This window comes from Nonomuraea sp. NPDC050394, assembly GCF_044459065.1.
GTDB lineage: Bacteria > Actinomycetota > Actinomycetes > Streptosporangiales > Streptosporangiaceae > Nonomuraea.
This window is the reverse complement of record NZ_JBITIO010000024.1, coordinates 56953-76520: the sequence shown is the minus strand read 5'-3', so window position 1 is coordinate 76520 and position 19568 is coordinate 56953. Positions and strand designations below refer to the sequence as shown.

Sequence of the window (19568 nt, the reverse complement as noted above, 5' to 3'; positions counted from 1 at the left end):
ATGTCAAACCTCCAGGACGATCTTGCCGACGAAGTCCGAGCCCTGTGCCAGCTCGTGCGCCTTGGCCGCTTCCTCCAGCGGGAAGGTGCGGTCCACGTGCACGTTCAGCACCTTGGCGAGCTCGGCCAGCGACGCGTGGTCCGGTTCCACCTGGAAGCGCCGCCACCGCACGCCGCGGGCCGCGTACCGGGCGCCGTCCTCGTCGGAGATGTCGGCCGCGCCGAGGTAGGCGCCGCCCTCCTTCACCAGTGGCAGCGAGCGCTGCGGGTAGTCGCCGCCGACGACGTCGAAGACCATGTCCACGGGTTCGACCGCCCGCGCGAAGTCCACGGCGCGGTAGTCGATCACCTCGTCGGCGCCCATGCGCCGGACGAAGTCGTGCTTGCCGGCGCCGGCCGTGCCGATCACGTACGCCCCGCGCCGCTTGGCCAGCTGGACCACCAGGTGGCCGACCCCGCCGGCCGCTCCGTGCACGAGCAGGCGCTGGCCGGGCCGTACGTCCCAGGAGTCCTCCAAGCCCTGCCAGGCGGTGAGGCCGGACATCGGCAGCGCCGCCGCCTCCACGTGGCTCAGGCCCGCGGGCTTGCGGGCGAACTGGCGGGGCCTGGCCACCACGTACTCGGAGTAGGCGTTGGCCGGGTTCGGGAACAGGATCATGCCGAAGACCTCGTCGCCCGGCACGAACCTGCCCTGGTAGGCCCCGGACGCCTCCACCACGCCGGAGACGTCGAAGCCCGGGACCAGCGGCGGCGTCACCCAGTGCGGCGGATACGGCCCGCGCCGCAACTTCCAGTCGGGCGGGTTGACCCCGGCGGCGTGCACCTTGACCAGCACTTCGTTCGGCTCGGGGACGGGCCGGTCGACGTCGGCGAGCTCCAGGACCTCGGGCCCGCCGAAGGAGCGGTAAACGATCGTTCTCATGGCTGCCATCGTGGCCGCGGGCGGTATCACTTGTGAAGAAGGCACCCTTTTGATATCCAGGTACCTGATGGATACCACCTTTCCGGACCTCCGCGGGTACGGCGGCGCCGACGCGTTCCTGCTTGCCTGCAAGCCCCGGGCGATCCTCGACATGCTGACCGGCAAGTGGTCCACGCTGGTCATGGGCGCGCTCCTGGACGGCCCGCGCCGCTTCAACGAACTGCGCCGCATCCTCGACGGCATCACCCAGAAGATGCTCAGCCAGACCCTGCGCGCCCTCGAACGCGACGGCCTCGTCCGGCGCACCGTCTACCCGACGATCCCGCCGCGCGTCGACTACGAACTGACCGAACTGGGCCGCAGCGCGGGCGGCCTGCTCGCGGCCATCGCGGAGTGGTCGGCCGAGCACGCCGACGAGGTCTTCGCCGCCCGCCGCGCCTACGACGAACGCGCCGCGGAGCCCGTCCGGCCCATCTGATCAAGCCCCCGGCATCACCTGGGCAAGGATTGGCAAGCCGGCGCGCGCCGCCCTTCCGCCTGGGTACGGCTCGCCGTGTGAAAGCACAGGTTATCGGCGGTCTCCTGGCCGTCCTGGCGATGGCGACGGCCTGCGGTACGGCGGGCCAGTCGGGCGGCGGCAGCACCGGCGGCACCGCGCCGGGCAGCCCGAGCGCGATCGGCACCGTGGAGCAGGGCTTCAAGATCGGCCTTCTGCTTCCCGAGTCGAAGACCGCCAGGTACGAGAAGTTCGACCGGCCGTACATCACCGCGGGCATCAAGGCCCTGTGCCCCAAGTGCGAGGTCGTCTACAACAACGCCAACCAGGACCCGAACCTGCAGCAGCAGCAGGTCGACACCATGCTGACCAACGGCGTGAAGGTGCTGATCCTGGACGCCGTGGACGCCAAGGCCATCGCGGGCGCGGTCAAGAAGGCGACCGACCAGGGCGCCAAAGTGATCGCCTACGACCGGCTGGCCGGCGGGCCCGTCGACGCGTACACCTCCTTCGACAACATTCAGGTCGGCAAGATGCAGGGCCAGGCCCTGCTGGACGCCGTCAAGGCGGGCGGCGACCCCAAGCGCGGCCCGATCGTCATGATCAACGGCTCGCCCACCGACCCGAACGCCGGTGACTTCAAGAAGGGCGCCCACTCGGTCCTGGACGGCCAGGTGACCATCGGCAAGGAGTACGACACTCCCGACTGGAGCCCCGACCAGGCCAACACCGAGGCCAACGGCGCCTTCACCGCCCTCGGCGCGCAGAACGTCATCGGCGTCTACGCCGCCAACGACGGCATGGCCGGCGGCATCGCCAAGGCCATGCAGAACTCGGGCGTCAAGCCGGGCACCCCGCTGACCGGCCAGGACGCCGAGCTCGCCGGAATCCAGCGCATCCTGCTCGGCACCCAGACCATGACGATCTACAAGCCGATCAAGCCGGAGGCGCGCAACGCCGCCGAGATGGCCATCGCGCTCGGCACCGGTGAGGACGTCAAGGGCACCGCCACCGTCAACAACGGGACGAACGACTCGATCCCCGCCCAGATCATCCCGCCGATCGTCGTCATCAAGCAGAACATCGACGACACCGTCGTCAAGGACGGGTTCTGGACCGTGAAGGAGATCTGCACCCCGCAGGTCCAGGCCGCCTGCAAGGCCGCCGGGCTGGAATGACGTGGCACCGGTCCTGGCCCTGGAGGGGGTCTCCAAGCGCTTCGGCGCCGTGCAGGCGCTGACGGAGGTCTCGCTGGAGGTCAACGCCGGCGAGGTCCTCGCGCTGGTCGGCGACAACGGCGCGGGCAAGTCCACGATGATCAAGGTCATCGCCGGCGTCGGCCCATCCGACGAGGGGGAGATCCGCTGGCAGGGCCGCCCGGTCACCATCCACAGCCCGGGCGAGGCGCAGTCGCTCGGCATCGCCACCGTCTACCAGGACCTCGCGCTCTGCGACAACCTCGACGTGGTCGGCAACCTGTTCCTCGGCAACGAGATCCGCCGCCTCGGCGTGCTCGACGAGGTCGCCATGGAGAAGCGCTCGCGCGACCTGCTCAACACGCTGTCCATCAAGATCCCGAGTGTGCGGATCCCGGTGGCCTCGCTGTCCGGGGGCCAGCGCCAGACCGTGGCGATCTCCCGCTCGCTGCTCGGCGAGCCCAAGGTGGTCCTGCTGGACGAGCCCACCGCCGCCCTTGGCGTCGAGCAGACCGCGCAGGTACTCGACCTGGTCGAACGGCTGCGGGCCCAAGGACTCGGCGTGATCCTGATCAGCCACAACATGGTCGACGTCAAGGCGGTCGCCGACCGTATCGCCGTCCTGCGGCTGGGCCGGAACAACGGCGTCTTCGACGCGCGGAGCACCACGCAGGAGGAGATCATCGCCGCGATCACCGGCGCCACGGACAACGCGGTCTCCCGCCGCCGGGCCCGTTCCGAGGAGGGCGAATGACGCGGGAGAAGCCGGCGGGCCCCGCGGCCGAGGCTCAGGTCGACCCTCGGCTGCTGGTGCGCGAGAAGGGTTTCGCCGGCTACCTCGGCGAGTTCAGGCGCCGGATCAAGGGCGGCGAACTCGGCCCGCTCCCCGTGATCATCGGGCTGGTCGTCATCTGGATCGTCTTCCAGACACTCAACGACCGCTTCCTGTCGCCGCAGAACCTGTCCAACCTCAGCGTCGACATCGTCGCCACCGGCCTGATCTCGGTCGGCATCGTCTTCGTGCTGCTCCTGGGCGAGATCGACCTTTCGGCCGGCGCGGTCAGCGGCGCGTGCGCGGCCGTGCTGGCCGTACTCAGCGTCGGCCAGGGCTGGGACCCGCTGCCGTCGATGATCGTCGCGGTCGCGGTCGGCGCCGCGATGGGCCTGTTCCACGGCTTCTTCTTCGCCAAGATCGGCGTGCCGTCCTTCGTGGTCACGCTGGCTGGCATGCTCGCCTGGACCGGCTTCCAGCTCTGGGTACTCGGCCCGAACGGCACCATCAACCTGCCCGACGGCCTGATCTCCAGCCTCACCGACACCTACTTCGCCTACGTCATCGCCGCTTACCTCCTCGCCGCCGCCGCGACCGCCGGGTTTCTGCTCGTCTCGCTCGTGGGCAACGCCCGCCGCCGCGCCGCCGGGGTCCCCTCCCGCACGGTCGGCGACATCGTCTTCCGTACGGCGGTGCTGGCCGTCGTGGCGTTCGGCGTCGCCTACGTCCTCAACCTCTACCGAGGTCTGCCGCTCGCCCTGCTGATCTTCCTGGCGGTGGTGGTCGTCACCGACTTCGTCCAGCGGCGCACCAAGTACGGCCGCAGCATCTTCGCGGTCGGCGGCAACATCGAGGCCGCCCGGCGGGCCGGCATCAACGTGGCCTTCATCCGCATGTCCGTCTTCGCCATCTCCGGCGCCTTCGCCGCGCTGGGCGGCATCTTCGCCGCCTCCCGCATCTCCAGCGCCAGCCAGGCCACCGGGCAGAGCAACGTGCTCATGATGGCCATCGCGGCGGCCGTCATCGGCGGCACCTCCCTGTTCGGCGGCCGGGGCAGCGCCTACTCGGCGTTGCTCGGCATGCTGGTCATCCAGTCGATCGCCTCGGGCATGGCGCTGCAGGGGGTGAGCAACGCGATCCAGTTCATCGTGACCGGAGCGGTGCTGCTGGCCGCCGTGGTCATCGACTCGGTCAGCCGCCGCAGCCAGAAGGCCAGCGGCCGCGCCTGACCACCCGGCCGGGCGCGACAGACGCTCAGGGCCGGGTCAGGGCGCGGGCGGCCGCGGCGGCGATGGTGGTCACCAGGGCCCACCCGGCCACGATCACCACCAGGCTGACCGCCTTGGCCAGGCCCAGCGGGTTCCAGACGCCGTCGTGGCCCAAGTTGGCGAGCGGGATCAGCAGGTCGAGGGTGTAGAGGAACGGGTCCCAGGCCGGATGCTCACCGGCCTTGACCGGGCACAGGGACGGGCAGCTGACCGTGGCGAAGTAGACCGTCCCCGCCGCCAGGATCGCCACGAACGCCACGACGGCCCGCCAGGGCTGGTAGCCGTACCCGAGCACGAGGTCTTGGAGCGCCCCCCACGCCCGAGCGAGACCGCCCCGCGCCCGCGCGGTACGGCGCAGCTTCTCCCGCAGCACGCGCCCCGCCTCCCGGTGCAGCCCGGCGGCGCGGTAGGCGGCGGCGAGCTGCTCGTAGGGCTGTGGCGTGCCCGGCGCCGCCCCGCGTTCGAGCCAGGCAAGGCGCTCGTCGGCGCACTCCGGTGACAGGGGGTCGAGGCGCTGGTAGGCGAAGCCGTCCAGGTCGGTCTCGTGGCCGGCGCCGGGCTGGTCGGCGTACGCGGTGATGCGGGCGTTGCGCAGCGAGACGCGGCCGGAACCGCCGGGCGCGGGGGTGACGACGGCGGTGGCCACCTCCGCGTCCGCGAGGTCGATCATGGTGGGGTCGGACGAGGGGCGGATGAGGACGGCGCCGAGGTCGAGCTCCCCGGTGATCCGGGCGGCGCGCAGGCTGAGCGGGCCGCCGATCTCGGCCGTGGCGAGACAGGCGTAGCCGATGACGGCGCCCCTGGCCCACACGCCGTCGCCGATCCTGGCGGCGTGCAGGTCGAGGCCGCCGAGCTGCGCGCCCACCAGGTCGAGCTCGCCACCGATCGTGAGGCCGGGTCCGGCGTCGTCGTGGCGCGGGGAGCCGCGGCCGTTGAGCCAGCCGCCGGTGACGGCGAGGTTGGCGTTGAGGAACCCGGCGACGCGGGTGCGGTCCAGGTCGATGTCGATGTCGACACGCGCGCCCTGGATCCAGAGGTTCCCGTCGAGCACGGCGTCGCGCATCATGAACGTCCGGGCCCTGAGCAGCTCCGCCGACAGTTCCGGGAGGTGGGAGTCGTTGAGGCAGATCGCGCCCGCGGTCGCCGTGGTCAGGTTCACGCCGAGCTCGAACGTGCAGCCCACCAGGGCCAGCGCCGGCTCGATGACGGCGCCCTCCAGGTCGAGGCGGCCCTGGATCTCGGCTCCGGTGAGCTTCAGCGCGGCGACCCTGCCGGGCAGCGCGTCCGGGCCGTGCAGGAGGAGTTCGGCGACGACGTCCGCGCGGATCTTGCGCTCGGCCTCGTCCAGGGCGCCGAGGTCGAGCTCGGCGCCCTGGCGGAAGGAGTGCCAGAGGCGGGTCTCGGCGTGGTTCCAGTCCGTTGGGGGCACGAGTCACTTTCTACTCGCGCCCGACCGAAAAGCCCAGGGGAGATGACATGCGGGAATCGGCGCTCGGCCCGGCGCAGGCGCGGGCCAGGTTCAGGCAGGGGGAGCGGGTGCCCACGGCGGGCTGGTGCGCGGGCTGGACGCAGGCGAACCTCATCGCGCTGCCCGCCGCGTACGCCGCCGACTTCCGCCGTTTCGCCGAGCGCAACCCGAAGCCCTGCCCGATCCTGGACGCCGGTGAGCCCGGCGCCACCGCCACCCGGCTGTTCCCGGGAGACCTGCGTACCGACCTGCCCGGCTACCGGGTCTACCGGGGTGGCCGCCCGGTCAAGGACGTCGCGGACGTGGTGGCCGACTGGCGTGAGGACCTGGTCGCGTTCCTGCTCGGCTGCAGCTTCACCTTCGAGGCGGCGCTCATGGCGGAGGGCGTCCCGGTCAGGCACGTGGAGCTGGGCGTGAACGTGCCGATGTACCGCACCGCCGTGGCCTGCGCGCCGGCCGGCGTCTTCGCGGGGCCGCTGGTCGTCTCGATGCGGCCCATTCCCGAGGAGCTCGTGGACGTCGCGCGGGAGGTCACCGGCCGCTATCCGGCGGTCCACGGTGCGCCCGTCCACGTGGGGGATCCGGCAGCCCTGGGCATCCAAGACCTGAAAAATCCGGACTTCGGGGATCGGGTGCCGGTGGAGCCGGGGGAGGTACCGGTGTTCTGGGCGTGCGGGGTGACGCCTCAGCTCGCGATCGGCGCCGTGGACTTCGCCATCGGCCACCTCCCGGGGCATATGGCGATCATCGATGCCCGCGATGAGGACTTTCGAGCGACTTAGCGAGATATTTCGCCGTGTGGGTGGAGGCGTCGGCCAGCTCCGCCGGCGTGCCCGTGAACACGACGCGGCCGCCGTGCTGGCCCGCCTCCGGCCCCATGTCGATCACCCAGTCGGCGTGCTTGACCACGTCCAGGTCGTGCTCGACCACGATCACCGTGTTGCCGGCGTCGACCAGCCGGTCGAGCAGCGCCAGCAGCGTGTCCACGTCGGCCATGTGCAGCCCGGTCGTCGGCTCGTCGAAGACGTACACGTTGCCGCTCTCGCGCAGCCGGTGGGCCAGCTTGAGCCGCTGCCGCTCGCCACCCGACAGCGTGCTCAGCGGCTGCCCGACGGTCAGGTACCCGAGGCCGAGCTCGCTCAGCGCGCCGAACATGCCGAACACGCCGTCGGCCTCCTCCGCCGTCATGGCCAGCACGTCGGCGATCGTGCGGCCCTCGTAGCGGTAGGACAGGGCCGTCGGGTTGTAGCGGCTGCCGCCGCAGGCGTCGCAGACGGACGTGACCGGGTCCATGAAGGCGAGGTCGGTCTTGATCACGCCCTTGCCCTCGCAGGCCGGGCAGGCGCCCAGCGCGTTGAAGCTGAACCAGCCGGGCTCCACGCCGTTGGCGGTGGCGAAGAGCTTGCGGATGGAGTCCATGGCGTTGAGGTAGGTGGCGGGCGTGGAGCGGATCGAGCCGCCGATCTGCGACTGGTCGATCGCGATGCCGTTGGCGAAGGCCATGAGCGTGCTCTTGCCCGATCCGGCCACGCCGGTGACCGCCGTCAGCACGCCCAGCGGGACGCGTACCGAGACGTCGTGAAGGTTGTGGCGGGAGGCGCCCGCGATCGTCATCCAGTCCGACGGCGCGCGCACCTCCGGCTTGAGCCCCGTGGTACGGCGCAGCATGCGGCCGGTGAGCGTCTTCGCGGCGCGCAGGCCCGGCACGCCGCCCTCGTAGACGACCTCGCCACCGGACGCGCCGGCGCGCGGGCCCATGTCCACCACGTGGTCGGCCAGCTCGATGATGTCGCGGTCGTGCTCGACCACGATCACCGTGTTGCCGCTGTCGCGCAGCTCCAGCAGCAGTTCGCCGAGCAGGTGCACGTCGCGCGGGTGCAGGCCGACGCTCGGCTCGTCGAAGATGTAGGTGAGCCCGCTCAGCGAGCTGCCCAGGTGGCGTACGGTCTTCAGCCGTTGCGCCTCGCCGCCGCTCAGCGTGCTGGTCTGCCGGTCGAGGCTGAGGTAGCCGAGGCCGACCGCCTCGATGCGGCGCAGCGCCGCCACGGCCGGGCCCGCGACCGGGTTGCCGAGGCCCTCCAGCACGACGATCAGGTCGGCGACCTCCATCGCGCCGTAGCCGGCGATGTTGTGCGCGCCGATGCGCGAGGCCAGCGCGGCCCGGTTGAGCCGGGCGCCGCCGCACGTCCGGCACGGGCCTTCGGCCAGCATCTTCTTCGCCGACACCAGTTCCTTGTCGCGCTTGAGATAGAGGCGGTCGAAGCGGTCGGCCACGCCCTCGTAGGTGCCGCGCTCCATCTTGAAGCTCTCGCCGTGGAGCAACTGGCGCGTCTCCTCGGGCGTGAACTCGCCGACCGGCTTGTCCATGTCGAACAGGCCGGACTGCTCATACAGCTTCCACGTCCACGACCCCACCGACCACAGCCGCAGCGCGCCCTCGTTGAGCGACAGGGTCTTGTCGATGGCCAGGTCCAGGTCGAGCTGGACGGTCTTGCCCAGGCCGTCGCACTCGGGGCACATGCCCTGCGGGTCGTTGAAGGAGTAGGCGCTCGCCGGGCCGGCGGACGGCCGGCCGTACCGGGAGAAGAGCACGCGCAGGATGGGGTGGATCTCCGTCATGGTGCCGACGGTCGAGCGCGCGTTGCCGCCGACGGGCTTCTGGTCGACGACGACGGCGGGCGTCAGGTGGGCCAGCCGTTCGGCGCGCGGCCGCTCGAACTTGGGCAGCCGGTTGCGGATGAACGCGTTGTAGGTCGCGTTCATCTGCCGCTGCGACTCGGTGGCGATCGTGCCGAACACCACCGACGACTTGCCCGATCCCGACACGCCGGTGAAGACGGTCAGGCGCTCCTTGGGCAGGCGCAGCGAGATGTCCTTGAGGTTGTTCTGCTTCAGTCCGGCCAGAATGATGTCCACGGGAACTCCTCATAGCTTTAGCTACTACCTATAGCTTATGCTATGGCTGTGACAGATCGTCGAGCCCGCCGCCGGACGGAGACCCAGGAGGAGATCCTGCGGATCTCCCTGGAGGTGATGGCCGCCGACGGCGTGGCCGCGCTGAGCATGACGACCGTCGCCAGACGGCTCGGCATCCAGCCGCCCTCGCTGTACAAGTACTTCCCGTCGCGGGCCGCGGTCTACGACGCGCTCTTCGAGCGCGGTCAGAAGGGCTACCTCGACGCCGTACGGCAGGCCGCGGAAGGCATGGAGCCGGGCCTGGCCGCCATGGGCGCCTCCCTGGAGGCCGGAGCTCGCTGGATCATGGCCAACCAGATCCTCGCCCAGCTCCTGTTCTGGCGCCCCGTGCCCGGATTCACCCCTTCGGAGCAGGCCTATGCCCCGGCCCTCGCCATCCGCGGGCACTTCGCCACCCTGATCGAGGGCGCGGTCGCCCGCGGCGAGGTCGCCCCCGAGGCCGCGGGGGAGGAGGGCCTCGCCCTGGCCGCGAGCCTGATCGCCGGGGTCGTCTCCCAGCAGCTCGCCAACCAGCCCGGGGCCTCCTACGACGACGGCGTCTTCATGCGTCTGGTCCCGCGCCTGCCCGGGGTGTTCGCGGGGGCATACCCGCCGCGGTGAGCTGGTCGCCGACGCCGGGCGCGCCCCGCCGGTTGTCGATCTCCAGATGCGGTACGGCCGGCGGCTCGTCCACCCGGATCGCCGCCAGGTAGTCCTCGAACGCGCCCAGCTTGCCCGCGTCCCGCTCAAGGCCCCGCGCCACCAGCCGCTCGCGCAGCGTCGGCCCGTCGGAGCGCACCCACACCAGCCGCGCCGGGCCGCCGCCGAGCTCCTTCACCCAGTGCGCCCACAGCTCGGCCGAGTGCACCTGCGAGGTGAACGGGCCGTCCAGCATCACCGGGCAGCCGTGGCTCCTGATCGTGCGGGCCAGCCCGGTCAGGCCGCCGTACTCGTGCCGCTTGACGTGCTCGTCGTACCAGGGGCCCTCGCGCTCGCCGGGCGGCCGGCCGTACGCCCGGAGGGTCTCGGTGACGAAGCCGCCGTAGACGGTGTCCTTGTCCAGCAGCGCCGGAACCGGCGTCAGGCGGGCCAGGAGCGCGGCGGCGACGGTGGACTTGCCCGCGCCCGGCGGGCCGCTGATCACCCAGACAGGAACCACGAGGTCAGAGCCTACGCGGATCTGCGTACCCGACAGCCTCCTGCCGTCGGACGCCCTTCGCGCGGCGCATGGCCAGACTCGGCGCATGCTCACCCTGTTCGTGCGCGCGTTCCGCATCGCGGATCTGCGCCGGAAGCTGCTGTTCACGCTCAGCCTCATTGCCCTGTTCCGGCTGGGCCAGATCCTGCCCTCGCCGGGCGTGGACGTGGTCGCCGTGCAGCGGTGCCTCGGCAGCGTCCGCGGCGGGCTGGCCGAGATGGTGCAGCTGTTCAGCGGCGGGGCGATGCTGAAGCTGTCGGTGTTCGCGCTCGGCGTCATGCCGTACATCACGGCCAGCATCATCATGCAGCTCATGGCGGTGCTCATCCCGCGGCTGGACGCGCTGCGCAAGGAGGGCAAGCAGCAGAAGATCACCCAGTACACCCGCTACCTCACGGTCGCGCTGGCCGTGCTCAACGCCACCACCGTGGTGGCGCTGGCCAGGAGCGGGCAGCTGTTCCCCGGCTGCCGGGAGCCGGTGCTGCGCGACGACGGCCTGCTCAGCATCGCCGTGCTGGTCAGCGTCATGGTCGCGGGCACCTGCGCGGTCATGTGGCTGGGCGAGCTGATCACCGACAGGGGGATCGGCAACGGCATGTCGATCCTGATGTTCACGCAGGTCGTCGCGGTCTTCCCGTCCTACATGTCGACGATCTTCACGATGAACGGCTTCGCCGCCGTCGTCATCCTCGTCTCCGGCGTCTTCCTGGTGGCGGCGGTCGTCTTCATGGAGCAGGCACAGCGGCGCGTCCCCGTGCAGTACGCCAAGCGCATGGTCGGCCGCAGAACCTACGGCGGCACCAGCACCTACATCCCGCTGAAGGTCAACCAGGCGGGCATCGTGCCGGTCATCTTCACCTCCTCGCTGCTCTACATCCCGACGCTCTTCGCCGGCCAGGTGCCGTGGCTGGCGCCGTACCTCGAAGGCGACCATCCGCTCTACATGGCCGGATACTTCGCGCTCATCGTGGCCTTCGCCTACTTCTACGTGTCGATCACCTTCAACGCCGTCGAGGTGGCCGACAACATGCGGCGCTTCGGGGGCTTCGTCTCCGGGATCCGGCCCGGCAAGCCGACCGCCGGATACCTGTCGTACGTGCTCTCGCGGCTCACCGCGCCCGGCGCCGTCTACCTCGGCGTGCTCGCCCTGCTGCCGCTGATCGCCTTCGCGCTGCTGCGCGACTCGTCCACGCAGCAGAACTTCCCCTTCGGCGGCACCAGCGTCCTCATCATGGTCGGCGTCGGCCTCGACACCGTGAAGCAGATCGAGGCCCAGCTGCAGCAGCGCAACTACGAAGGGCTGCTCAGGTAGGCAGGACCAGGCCCGCCCGCATCGCGAACACCACCAGCTGGGCGCGGTCGCGGGCGTGCAGCTTCACCATCGCCCGGCTCACGTGGGTGCGGACCGTGTCCGGGCTGATCACCAGCTCCCCGGCGATCTCCTCGTTCGAGCGCCCGGTCGCCACCCACGCCACCAGTTCCCGCTCGCGCGGCGTCAGCGTCTCCACGCCCGCGACCGGCTCGGCGCCCGCGTGGCGGCCGAACAGGCCGATGACCTTGCGCGTGATGGACGGCGACAGCAGCGCCTCGCCCGCCGCCACCACCCGGATCGCGCTGACCAGCTCGTCGGGGGCGCTGTCCTTCAGCACGAAGCCGCTCGCGCCCGCCTGCAGGGCGGCGAAGACGTACTCGTCGACCGCGAACGTGGTCACCACCACGATCCGGGTGCCGCTCAGGCCCGGGTCGGCGGCGATGGCCCTGAGCGTCTCGACGCCGTCCATCCCGGGCATGCGGATGTCCAGCAGCAGCACGTCGGGGCGGGTGTCGCGGAGCAGTTTGAGCGCCTGCGCGCCGTCGGCGGCTTCGCCCACGCACTCCAGGTCGCCCTCGCGCTCGATCAGCGCCCGCAACCCCATCCGCACGACCGCCTGGTCGTCGGCCACGGCGACCCTGATCACGCGCCGCCTCTGTTCACGCGCCGCCTGTTCACAAGCTGTCTCTGTTCACGCGGTGTCGCCGGTGCGAGGGAAGCGGGCGATCACCCGGAAACCGCCGCCCTCACGCGGGCCCGCGGCGAACTGGCCGCCCGCGGACTGCACCCGCGCGCGCATCCCGGTCAGCCCCCGGCCCTCGGCCGCGCCCGACCAGCCGGCGCCCCGGTCGGCCACCTCCACCACGTACACTCCCGGGTCCGCCGACAGCCGCACCAGCGCCCGGGTCGGGCCCGCGTGGCGCAGCACGTTCGTCAGCGACTCCCGCACCACCTTGTAGACGGCGCCGCTCAGGTCGGCGGGCACCTTCGGCTCGGCGGGCTCGACGTCCACCGGCAGCCCGGCCGCCCGCACGCCGTCGATCAGCCCCGGCAGGTCGCCCTCGGCCTCGATGCCGTCGAGCGCGGCCCGCAGATGGGCCAGTGCCTGGGTGCTGGTCTCCTTGATGGCCAGCAGCGAGGCGCGCGCCTGCTCGGGGTTCTCGTCGAGGGTGACCAGGGCCAGCCCCGCCTGCATGGCGATCGCCGCCAGGCCGTGGCCCGCCGCGTCGTGCACCTCTCCGGCGATCCTGGCCCGCTCCATCGCGACCGCGTCACGCCGCGCCGCCATGCCCCACGTCTTGTACGGCCCGGCCTGCCGGACCGTTTCGGCCGGCCGTACCGGATCGTCGGCGGGAGCGGCCCCGCGCCCCTCCCCGACCGCGGCGCGCGCTTCCGCGACCGAGGCGCGGACCTCCGCGGCCGGAGCGCGGACCTCGGCGGGAGCGGCGGCCTCGCGGATCTCGGCGGCGGCACGGGCGGGATCGTGGGGAACGGTCTGGGCGGCGGCCTCCGCGGCGGCGGCCTGCGCCTGGGCGAGGCCGCTGAAGGACCACGGGACGGCCAGCCAGCCCGCCCACGCCAGCACGACGACCGCGGGCAGGTCGCTCAGCTTGGACAGGCGGGGGAGCTTGCTCACCCCACGATCCTAACCAGTCGTCAGCCGGTCCCGGTGAGCCAGCGCAGCGGGTTGGTGTGCGTGAGCAGGTGGCGCGTCTGGTCGGGCACGCCCGCCTCGCACAGCCGGGGCAGCAGCGCGTGGAACAGGTGCGCGTAGCCGGGACCCTCGTAGCGCTGGAGCTGGGCGACGCGGCTCATGCCGGAGCCGAGCAGGATCCGCTCGGCGTGGCCGTCCTCGATGAGGCCGAGCACGAGACGCGCGGCCTGCTCGGGGCCCTGGGCGAGGGAGGACAGGCCGACGTACGCGCCAGCCTCGGCGATCTTGCGGGCGGCGCCCAGGTCGGTGCCGGTGTAGCCGACGCTGACGCGCCGCGCGGGCAGGCCCTGGCCCAGCATGATCTCCAGGATGCCGGTGGGGTCCTGGCCGTGGGTGGCGACCGGCAGCCGCGAGGACTGCGAGGCGCGGGCGGCGGCGACCAGGCAGCGCTCCTCGACCGCGGTGGGCTCCTCGCCCCAGCAGCCGACGGCGCCGATGACGCCGGGGAAGACGCCGGTGCCGTCGAGACCGGAGGTGATCTCGCTCATCAGCCGGCCGGTCAGCTCCTCGACGCTCGCGTCGCGGGCGTCGGCGAACGGCTCGGCGTACAGGCCGGTGGCGGCGACGACCGGGACCCGGCTGCCGGCCGCGATCCTGGCCAGGGAGGCGGCGTCGCGGCCCATGCCCATGCAGGTGAGTTCGACCACGAGGCCGAGCCCGTCCTGCTGACGCAGCGAGCGCAGTTCCTCGGTGACGGGACGCTCCTCGTCCAGCCAGCGGTGCGGGTCGGAGTCGACGCCGGCCGCCCAGCGCATGTCGTTGCGCAGGTGCTCATGGGGGAGAACGGCACCGGTGATCGCGGCCGCGCGTATGGGGCCGGTGACGGTGCGAAGCATGACCTCGGGCATGCCAGACATTAACCGATATTTGCCGCTCAATGCCTGTTTTGAGGCGAAGATCTACCTGCAAGGAGAATGAAAGCGGCACCGGTATCGTGGTTCGCACACCGACAGTCGCGGGGGAATCGTGCCTATCCAGAACTCCGAAACCGGCGACGCCGACAAGCTCAAGGACGAGGCGGCGCGCAGGTCCGGCATACACGGGTGGCTGGACGGAGTCAGGTCGACCCGCTCCGGCGCGCTCACGCTGAAGATCGTCATCGGGGTCATCGGATCCGTCATGGTCATCGGCGGCCTCATCATGGTGCCCTTCCCCGGACCGGGCTGGCTGGTCGTCTTCGCCGGCCTCGCGGTGCTGGCCACCGAGTTCCACTGGGCGCACAAGGTGCTGGAGTTCGGCAAGCGCACGCTGCACGCCTGGACCCAGTGGTACAAGCGCCAGGGCTGGACGGTCCGCATCCTGGTCGCCGTCGTGACCGTCGCGGCCGCCGGCGTGATCGTCTACTTCGGCCTCAGGACCCTCGGCGTCGACCTCCTGCAGATGGCCAAGGACTACCTCTAGACCCGTTCGGCATCACGCGGGACTTCGTCCCCAGGAGTGTCTAATCTGCGGGCGTGCTCGTCAAAAGCGTCCTCGCGGTGATCGCGCTGCTCGCCCCCGCCGGCGTGGCCGCCAACGTGCCCCTGCCCGGCACGGGCGTAACCGTCCAGGAGCAGGCCAACGATCCGGTACGCCTCGGCTCCTACGGATTCGGCACCAAGCGCACCTACCTGAGGGCGCTGACCGGCGACACCTTCGTCCGGCAGAAGGGCTTCTCCGAGGCGGCGCTCTCACCCGACGGCCGCAGGGTCGCCGCGGTGCCCGACGCCTACCGCTCCGGCTGGGACTCGGTCGTCGTCACCGACCGGGTCGCCGGCAAGCCCGCCCGCATCCGCACGGTCAGGAAGCCGCTCACCGCCTCCTACGCCTCGTGGTCGCGCGACGGCACCAAGGTCGTGCTGACCGTGGAGAAGAAGGTGGGCGGCAAGTGGCGCACGACCGGGTTCACCGTCGTCGACGCGCTCGCCTCCACCGCCCGCACGGTCACCGTGACCGGCACCGCGGCGCGCGCGGGCTTCTGGTGGACGCCCGACGGCAACCTCATCGCCGAGTACGGCAAGGGCCTGCGCGTCTACAACCCGGCCGACGGCAAGGTGGTGCGGACGTTCCCCTCGATCGGGCTGCCGACCGGCCCCGAGGACGCCTTCTCACCGTCGGGCAGGCAACTGGCCATGTGGTGCCCGTCGTCGTTCACCGAGCAGCTGTGCGTCGTCGACCCGGCCACCGGGAAGATCGTCCGGCGGGTGCGGGCCGAGCCGGAGGCGTTGTTCGGGTGGTGGGACGAGAGCCACGTGATCGCGGTCACGGCGTGGCAGGGCGCGTACCGGCTGGTGGTCCTGGATCTGACGGGCAAGACCAAGCGCGTGCTCGCCGGGGTCCCGGCCAAGGCGTGGCGCGGGGGGCTCTGGCTGCACTTCGTCCGCGATCAGTGATGCGTGCCTACAGGTAGAGGCCGGTGCCGTGGTCGGTCTCGGTGGTGGCCACGGCGTGCAGGTCGCGCTCGCGCATGACCAGGTAGGTCTGGGCGTGCAGTTCGACCTCGAACTGCTCCTCCGGGTTGAGCAGGACCTTGTCGCCGACCTTGACCGTGCGCGCGCTCGCGCCCACGCCGCAGACCTGGCCCCAGGACAGCCGGTTGGCGAGCTTGACCGTCGCCGGGATGACGATTCCCGCTCCGCTGCGCCGCTCTTCGGCCTCGCGCTCCAGCCGGATCAGCACCCGGTCGTGGAGCATCTGGATCTCGAACTTCGGTTCTGCCACATCCGCAGTTTACGTCCATCGGGAACCTCGGCCCGCCCGCATGCCCCGGATGGCCGGGCGCTCTGGCCGGGGGACATACGCCGCGTCAGGCCTTTCACGCGAAATTTGCGGAAAAGTCGGTGAATGGTGTTTGCGCAGGTCAGGGCGTTGTTTGCGGGAACTTCCGGCGGGCTTTCCCGGGGCTCGGCTATAACTTGCTCAGCCGCGGTGTCAAGGGGGGCACGTGGCTGAGCGCGGGGTTGTGGTGATATGGGGAGCGGCTCACGGTGATCGTGATGTTCGGCGCCGCCGGCTTCATCGGCCGGCACGTACGGGCCGCGCTGGGGGAGCGGAACGTCGTCGCCGTCCCGCGCGGCCGGATCGACCTGGCCGCCTCCGGGCACGCCGAGCTCACCGGGCTCATGTACGAGATCGCCCCCGACGTCGTGATCAACTGCGCCGGCGCCACCGGCGGCGACCCCGCCACCCTGGCCAAGGACAACGTCGTCGCCGTAGCCCGCCTGCTGGCCACACTCGCCGTCGCGGCCCCGCGGGCCAAGTACGTGCAGGTGGGCAGCGCCGCCGAGTACGGCCGGGTGCCCATGGGCCCGCCCATCTCCGAGGACGACGCCTGCGACCCCCTCGGCGCCTACGGCCTGGCCAAGCTGGCCGGGACCGAACTCGTCCGGGCGGCCGCCGCCGACGGCCTCGACGCCTCGGTCCTGCGCGCCTTCAACGTCATCGGACCCGGCGCGCCGCCCGGTTCGCTGCCCACCAAACTCGCCCTCGCCCTGCGCGACGGCGGCGACCTGGTCGTCGGCGGGCAGGACGTCTACCGCGACTTCGTGGACGTACGCGACGTCGCCGAGGCGGTGGCGATGGCGGCCGGGGCCGACGGGCCGCTGCCACCGGTGCTCAACATCGGCAGCGGGCGCGCCACCCCGGTCCACGACCTGGTCTCCATCCTCGTGGAGGTCGCCAGGCCCGGCGCGCGCGTGCTGCCCGGCGGGCAGGGTCAGCCCGCCGTTCCGTGGCAGTGCGCCGACATCACCCGCGCGGCCGACTCCCTGGGCTGGCGGCCGCGCACGACGCTGCGCGACTCGCTCCAGGCCCTGTGGTCGGCCCTGAACGCGCCGGCCCGGCCGGTGGAGAGCGGCACGACACCATGAGCGGGAACGCGGCACGGGACTGGACACCGGGCGGCACGCCACCCGGCCACGAGCGGCCCACGCCACCGATGCCACCCGGCGGCCCGGACGTGCGCGTGCTGCCGGATACACACGTGACGCCGGACGCGCACGTGACGCCGGTCGAGACCTGGCCGGAGCCGCAGGCCGGGCCCGGTACGAGGAGAAGCGCGCCGGTTTTGGGGAGAGGTGGCGGAAGGGTGAGCGAGCAGGAGGAGGTGCGCTTGCTGGAGGTCGGGCAGGCGCTGGTCGGGGCCTGTGTGCCGGCCTACTTCAGTCCCGGGGAGGCGGCGGACACGTGGCGGCGGCTGCTGGCCGTACCGCCGAGGCTGGTGGTGCTCGACCTCGGTGAGGAGCGCGAGGCCGCCTACGCGCCGATCGTGGGCCGGCTCGTCGCGGCGGGCAGCGAGGTGCTGGCGCGGGTGGACACCGACTTCGGGCTGCGCGCCGCCGCCGACGTCCGCGCCGACCTGCGCAGAATCAGGTCCTGGTACGGCCTGCGCGGCGTCTTCCTCGACCAGGTCGCCGCCGACGCCGACCGCCTGGAGCACTATCGCGAGATCGTCGACGGCGTCCGCGGCACGATCGTCCTCAACCCGGGCGTTTACCCCGACCCCGGCTACGCGGCACTGGCGGACGTCCTGGTGACGTTCGAGGGCCCGCTGGCCGCCTACCGCGCGATCAGGGAGCCCGCCTGGGCGAGGGCGCTGGCGCGGGGCCGCTTCTGCCACCTGATCCACGGGGTGGGCGAACGCGTCCGCGTGGCGACGTTGCGGAAGGCCGCCAGGCTGGCGGGAACGGTCCACCTCAGCGACGGCCCGGGTTGGACAGACCTGCCCGCTTACTACGGCCGGAGGATCGTGGCAGGATAAATCCATGATCATGGCCTTCGGCGCCACGGGCTGGCAGTGGCTGAACCCTCCAAGGGAGTGGACCGCCGACGACGGCCTGACCCTGTTCTGCGACGGCGGCACGGATCTGTGGCGGCGCACCCGCTACGGCTACACCTTCGACAACGCCCATGTGTTCGGCCGCACGCAGAGCGGCGACCTGCGCCTGTCGGTGACCTTTACCGGCGAGTACGCCGAGCAGCACGACCAGGCCGGCGCCGTCCTGCGGATCGACGAGACGACCTGGATCAAGGCGGGCGTGGAGTTCACCGATGGCGCGTTCTGCCTGGCCACGGTGGTGACGCGCGACTACTCCGACGCCTCGATGCTCCCGTTGCACGAGAGCCCGGACGGGGTCACCTTCGAACTGGACCGGGTGGGCGACGCGGTCAGCGTCCGGTACGGCCTGGCCGGCGAACCCCCCGAACACCTGTTACGCGTGGCCTACTTCCCGCCCGAGGCCCCCGTCCTGGCCGGCGCGATGGCCGCCGCCCCGGTGGGCAAGGGCTTCCCGCTCCGCTTCACCGACGTCCGCGTCGCCACCGCCTGATCCCGGTCACGGCAGCCTGAGGCTGGCGAAGACGGGCCGGTGGTCGGTGCCGGGCAGGTCGTGGACGCCGAACCGCGTCACCGCGATCTCCCGCGAGGCCAGGATGTGGTCGATCTGCACGCCCGGCAGGTACTTCCACCCCACCACCGGCCACGTGTGCGTGAACCCCTGCCCGGTCACGTCGGCCGCGTCGCGGTAGCCGGAGGCGAGCAGAGCGCGCATGGGCGGATGGTCGAGGGTGGCGTTGAAGTCGCCGGCCAACACCCGCAGCCCGCCGCCGCCCCGCAGCCCGCCGCCGCCCCGCGGCCCGCCCCCGGCCCGCGGCAGGGCGTCGAGGCCCTGGCGCCAGCAGGTGACCCGGCCGTCGTAGCGGGGCGCGCACGGATGCACCGACACCACCTCGACCGGAACACCCGACACGGTCAGCGTCGCCCGGGTCTGCCGGAAGTTCCCGTGCGCGATCATCGGCAGCTCGGTCACCGGATACCGCGCGTACACGGCCGACCCGCTCGCCCCCGGCGCGGAACGGTCCACCCGGTGCGGCAGCAATCGGCCGAGCCCCAGCGCGTCGATCCGCTCGCGGGCCTGCGCCGTGAACTCCTGCAGCGTCAGCACGTCGGGACGCAGCCGCCGTACCAGCGCGATGAGGGCCTCGGGCTCGGCCTGGCCCACGCGGAGGTTGACCGACAGCACCCGCAACCGCGCCCCCGCGGCAGGCGGGTTGGCCTCGGGCAGTTGACGGGGCAGCACGCTCCCGGCGAGGGCCAGGCAGCTCACCGCGGCCACTCCGGCCGCCACCCACCGCCGCCGCGCGGCGGCCAGCGCCAGCGGCACCACCGACGCGATCGCCACATACGGGGTGAACGCCACCAGCGGCACCCACGGCCAGGCGGGCACCACTCCGGCCACCCGCAACACTGCCCACCCCGCGAAGGGAACCACCAGAATCCACATCACATGGC

21 protein-coding genes are annotated in these 19568 nt (G+C 71.9%); 12 read left to right on the top strand and 9 right to left on the bottom strand.

Annotated elements, in window-relative coordinates; all coding sequences use genetic code 11:
* Positions 1 to 3: 3 nt before the first annotated feature.
* On the bottom strand, positions 4 to 921 hold the full coding sequence (locus tag ACIBKY_RS50595; RefSeq protein WP_397109079.1) for an NADP-dependent oxidoreductase: 918 nt from the start codon (positions 919 to 921) through the stop codon (positions 4 to 6).
* Positions 922 to 988: 67 nt separating this feature from the next.
* Between ACIBKY_RS50595 and ACIBKY_RS50590 the strand changes: the two genes are divergently transcribed.
* The 4 genes from ACIBKY_RS50590 to ACIBKY_RS50575 all read left to right on the top strand — a co-directional run bounded on the left by ACIBKY_RS50590 (position 989) and on the right by ACIBKY_RS50575 (position 4614).
* Positions 989 to 1399: a winged helix-turn-helix transcriptional regulator gene (locus ACIBKY_RS50590; RefSeq protein WP_397109077.1), complete on the top strand. Its 411-nt coding sequence runs from the start codon at positions 989 to 991 to the stop codon at positions 1397 to 1399.
* Positions 1400 to 1476: 77 nt separating this feature from the next.
* A complete protein-coding gene (locus tag ACIBKY_RS50585) occupies positions 1477 to 2595 on the top strand; it encodes a sugar ABC transporter substrate-binding protein (protein ID WP_397109075.1) in 1119 nt (372 codons plus the stop codon).
* Position 2596: 1 nt separating this feature from the next.
* Positions 2597 to 3367, top strand: coding sequence for an ATP-binding cassette domain-containing protein (locus ACIBKY_RS50580; protein WP_397109073.1), 771 nt, complete (start codon positions 2597 to 2599; stop codon positions 3365 to 3367).
* Complete coding sequence (locus tag ACIBKY_RS50575) at positions 3364 to 4614, top strand: sugar ABC transporter permease (RefSeq protein ID WP_397109071.1); 1251 nt, start codon at positions 3364 to 3366, stop codon at positions 4612 to 4614. The genes ACIBKY_RS50580 and ACIBKY_RS50575 overlap by 4 nt, the downstream gene beginning before the upstream one ends.
* Before the next feature lie 25 nt (positions 4615 to 4639).
* Here ACIBKY_RS50575 and ACIBKY_RS50570 read toward each other — a convergent pair whose 3' ends face one another.
* Positions 4640 to 6082 carry a hypothetical protein gene (locus ACIBKY_RS50570; RefSeq protein WP_397109069.1) on the bottom strand — a complete coding sequence of 481 codons (1443 nt, stop codon included), beginning with the start codon at positions 6080 to 6082 and terminating at the stop codon, positions 4640 to 4642.
* 47 nt (positions 6083 to 6129) lie between these two features.
* On the opposite strand from ACIBKY_RS50570, the gene ACIBKY_RS50565 reads away from it, so the two are divergent.
* Positions 6130 to 6903, top strand: a complete 774-nt coding sequence (locus ACIBKY_RS50565) for a putative hydro-lyase (protein WP_397109067.1) — start codon at positions 6130 to 6132, stop codon at positions 6901 to 6903.
* On the opposite strand, the gene ACIBKY_RS50560 is transcribed toward ACIBKY_RS50565, so the two are convergent.
* Positions 6866 to 9037, bottom strand: coding sequence for an excinuclease ABC subunit UvrA (locus tag ACIBKY_RS50560; protein ID WP_397109065.1), 2172 nt, complete (start codon positions 9035 to 9037; stop codon positions 6866 to 6868). The two genes, ACIBKY_RS50565 and ACIBKY_RS50560, sit on opposite strands and share 38 nt — an antisense overlap.
* 48 nt (positions 9038 to 9085) lie before the next feature.
* Between ACIBKY_RS50560 and ACIBKY_RS50555 the strand changes: the two genes are divergently transcribed.
* Positions 9086 to 9697 (top strand): TetR/AcrR family transcriptional regulator, encoded by a 612-nt coding sequence (locus tag ACIBKY_RS50555; protein ID WP_397109063.1) that lies wholly within the window; start codon positions 9086 to 9088, stop codon positions 9695 to 9697.
* Here ACIBKY_RS50555 and ACIBKY_RS50550 read toward each other — a convergent pair.
* Positions 9639 to 10235 carry an AAA family ATPase gene (locus ACIBKY_RS50550; protein ID WP_397109061.1) on the bottom strand — a complete coding sequence of 199 codons (597 nt, stop codon included), beginning with the start codon at positions 10233 to 10235 and terminating at the stop codon, positions 9639 to 9641. The genes ACIBKY_RS50555 and ACIBKY_RS50550 overlap by 59 nt on opposite strands.
* Positions 10236 to 10320: 85 nt before the next feature.
* On the opposite strand from ACIBKY_RS50550, the gene secY reads away from it, so the two are divergent.
* The gene (secY, locus tag ACIBKY_RS50545) at positions 10321 to 11586 is read left to right on the top strand and encodes a preprotein translocase subunit SecY (protein WP_397109059.1); all 1266 of its coding nucleotides are present in this window, start codon (positions 10321 to 10323) and stop codon (positions 11584 to 11586) included.
* Here the strand turns inward: secY and ACIBKY_RS50540 are convergent.
* The 3 genes from ACIBKY_RS50540 to ACIBKY_RS50530 are packed head-to-tail and all read right to left on the bottom strand — an operon-like array spanning position 11579 to position 14136.
* Complete coding sequence (locus ACIBKY_RS50540; protein WP_397109057.1) at positions 11579 to 12232, bottom strand: response regulator; 654 nt, start codon at positions 12230 to 12232, stop codon at positions 11579 to 11581. The genes secY and ACIBKY_RS50540 overlap by 8 nt on opposite strands.
* Positions 12233 to 12277: 45 nt before the next feature.
* On the bottom strand, positions 12278 to 13222 hold the full coding sequence (locus ACIBKY_RS50535) for a sensor histidine kinase (protein WP_397109055.1): 945 nt from the start codon (positions 13220 to 13222) through the stop codon (positions 12278 to 12280).
* 20 nt (positions 13223 to 13242) lie between these two features.
* A complete protein-coding gene (locus ACIBKY_RS50530) occupies positions 13243 to 14136 on the bottom strand; it encodes a phosphotriesterase (protein ID WP_397109053.1) in 894 nt (297 codons plus the stop codon).
* A gap of 130 nt (positions 14137 to 14266) precedes the next feature.
* Between ACIBKY_RS50530 and ACIBKY_RS50525 the strand changes: the two genes are divergently transcribed.
* Both ACIBKY_RS50525 and ACIBKY_RS50520 read left to right on the top strand, forming a co-directional pair.
* On the top strand, positions 14267 to 14701 hold the full coding sequence (locus ACIBKY_RS50525; protein ID WP_397109051.1) for a TIGR02611 family protein: 435 nt from the start codon (positions 14267 to 14269) through the stop codon (positions 14699 to 14701).
* A gap of 53 nt (positions 14702 to 14754) precedes the next feature.
* Positions 14755 to 15672 carry a hypothetical protein gene (locus ACIBKY_RS50520; RefSeq protein ID WP_397109049.1) on the top strand — a complete coding sequence of 306 codons (918 nt, stop codon included), beginning with the start codon at positions 14755 to 14757 and terminating at the stop codon, positions 15670 to 15672.
* Positions 15673 to 15679: 7 nt separating this feature from the next.
* On the opposite strand, the gene ACIBKY_RS50515 is transcribed toward ACIBKY_RS50520, so the two are convergent.
* Positions 15680 to 16000 (bottom strand): GroES family chaperonin, encoded by a 321-nt coding sequence (locus ACIBKY_RS50515; RefSeq protein ID WP_379625626.1) that lies wholly within the window; start codon positions 15998 to 16000, stop codon positions 15680 to 15682.
* 275 nt (positions 16001 to 16275) lie between these two features.
* Here ACIBKY_RS50515 and ACIBKY_RS50510 point away from each other — a divergent pair, with 275 nt between their 5' ends.
* The 3 genes from ACIBKY_RS50510 to ACIBKY_RS50500 are packed head-to-tail and all read left to right on the top strand — an operon-like array spanning position 16276 to position 18606.
* Positions 16276 to 17148, top strand: a complete 873-nt coding sequence (locus ACIBKY_RS50510) for an NAD-dependent epimerase/dehydratase family protein (protein WP_397109151.1) — start codon at positions 16276 to 16278, stop codon at positions 17146 to 17148.
* Complete coding sequence (locus tag ACIBKY_RS50505; protein ID WP_397109046.1) at positions 17145 to 18038, top strand: spherulation-specific family 4 protein; 894 nt, start codon at positions 17145 to 17147, stop codon at positions 18036 to 18038. Before ACIBKY_RS50510 ends, ACIBKY_RS50505 begins: the two co-directional genes overlap by 4 nt.
* Positions 18039 to 18042: 4 nt before the next feature.
* Positions 18043 to 18606, top strand: a complete 564-nt coding sequence (locus tag ACIBKY_RS50500) for a DUF1349 domain-containing protein (RefSeq protein WP_397109044.1) — start codon at positions 18043 to 18045, stop codon at positions 18604 to 18606.
* A 6-nt stretch (positions 18607 to 18612) separates the two neighbouring features.
* Here the strand turns inward: ACIBKY_RS50500 and ACIBKY_RS50495 are convergent, their stop codons facing one another.
* Positions 18613 to 19560, bottom strand: a complete 948-nt coding sequence (locus ACIBKY_RS50495; RefSeq protein ID WP_397109042.1) for an endonuclease/exonuclease/phosphatase family protein — start codon at positions 19558 to 19560, stop codon at positions 18613 to 18615.
* Positions 19561 to 19568 lie beyond the last annotated feature (8 nt).